Below are 1,922 nucleotides of genomic sequence, written 5' to 3'. Positions count from 1 at the left end.
GTGTGCCGTGCATGGTAATTCGCTAGGTGGTGAAAGTCCACTATGGGGGTTTGTAATCGCCAACCATTAGCTAATGGCAAGGGTGTCCACCGTGAGGTGGAATCTGAAGGAAGCCGGCGGCAAAACTCTGCCCCGAGGAACACGAACCATATTAGGCATAACCGATGGGATGAGACTGCAACACAAGTCAAAGTCCAAAGATTACACGGACATCGGACTGTAAATATGGCGGGGACATGGAGTGAAAGCGGATCGCCTTACCACGGGAGGTCTCATGGACGTGTGGACATCTCATTGGAAACGCGGAGTAAAGCTTGTCATGAGAAGTCAGCAGCGACCATAGTAGAACCGGCAACGAGCGTTGCGTACCAACGAGGTCTCACAAGGGTTCGAAGGGTCAAACCTTAAGGAGTGGGAAGTAAATGAATGTTACCTCATGATAGGAAGAACGCAGAAAATCTCTGGTTATTCAGAGACCTCCACACAGGAAGTTAGGACGGCATCCGAAGCGCATGTGGGAGGGCAGACTTTCATGTGGATAACTGAAAATAACCCCACGGACAGTAAAGTTGAACATGGACTACTAGAGCTCATCGTATCGCCAGCCAACCTGAACACCGCTTACGAACAAGTAACACGGAATAAAGGAGCTGCAGGAGTGGATAGCATGGAAGTTGATTCCCTCAAGGATTATCTTCTTAGCCACAAGGAGGAACTCATAGAGTCTATATTACGGGGCAAATACCGCCCGAACCCCGTGCGACGGGTAGAAATCCCGAAGGACGACGGAAGTAAACGACTGTTGGGAATCCCCACAGTCATCGATAGAATGATTCAACAGGCCATAAGTCAAGCACTCTCGCCCCTTTACGAAGCCCAGTTCTCTCCAAATAGCTATGGCTTCCGACCAAACCGTAATGCCCACCAAGCCCTGCGAAAAAGTAGGGACTACATCACCGAAGGGTACAGTTACGTCGTCGATCTGGACTTGGAAAAGTTCTTCGATACCGTAAACCACAGCCAGTTAATCGAAATACTCTCACGCAGTATACACGATGGTAGGGTAATCTCTTTAATACATAAATACCTGAACGCAGGTATCCAAATTGGTAGAAACTACGAATCCAGTCACCTCGGCGTACCGCAAGGCGGACCATTGAGTCCACTATTGAGTAACATTATGCTGAACGAACTGGACAAGGAGCTAGAGAAAAGAGGTCATCCGTTCGTTCGCTACGCCGACGATGCGATGGTTTTCTGTAAAAGCCAACGAGGAGCAGAACGGGTAATGGGTAACCTTGTTCTTTTCATAGAGGAAAAGCTACGGCTCAAAGTCAATAAGAAGAAAAGCCAAGTCGCCTACCACAGAAGGGTTAAATTCCTAGGCTACTCTTTCTATAGAATGAAAGGGAAATGCCGCCTACGTATTCACCCCAAAAGCGTTGCAAAGATGGAAGCCCAAATTAAGGAGCTTACCTCCCGCAGCAATGGTTGGGGAAATGAACGTAGAAAGGAGGAACTCCGCCAATACATTACTGGATGGGTGAACTACTTCAAACTGGCAGACATTATAAGGCTCCTACAAAAGGTGGATGAATGGTACAGAAGACGGCTCAGAATGGTTATCTGGAAACAGTGGAAACGCGTCAGGACCCGACTAACCAACCTGATTAAACTTGGGGTAAAGAAATCCAAGGCTTGGGAATGGGCGAACACAAGAAAAGGGTATTGGCACATTGCCAAGAGCTATATTCTTGCGACCACCCTAACCAACGACAGGTTACGTCAAGCGGGATATGTCTTTCTATCGGACTACTACAGAAAGGTTCGTGTCAAAACTTAAGGAACCGCCGTATACCGAACGGTACGTACGGTGGTGTGAGAGGACAGGTAGCCAAATAATGGCTACCTTCCTACTCGAT

Annotated in this window: 1 protein-coding gene; it reads left to right on the top strand. The window is 48.0% G+C overall.

All coding sequences use genetic code 11. The annotated features are described in order from the left end of the window. Positions 1-436: 436 nt before the first annotated feature. Positions 437-1,843 (top strand): group II intron reverse transcriptase/maturase, encoded by a 1,407-nt coding sequence (gene ltrA, locus BV214_RS16265; RefSeq protein ID WP_086478556.1) that lies wholly within the window; start codon positions 437-439, stop codon positions 1,841-1,843. The last annotated feature ends 79 nt before the right edge of the window (positions 1,844-1,922 follow it).

It is taken from the genome of Arenibacter amylolyticus (assembly GCF_002150785.1).
Taxonomy (GTDB): domain Bacteria; phylum Bacteroidota; class Bacteroidia; order Flavobacteriales; family Flavobacteriaceae; genus Arenibacter; species Arenibacter amylolyticus.
Note: the sequence above shows the minus strand (reverse complement) of the source record. Positions and strands in the feature narration are given on the sequence as shown.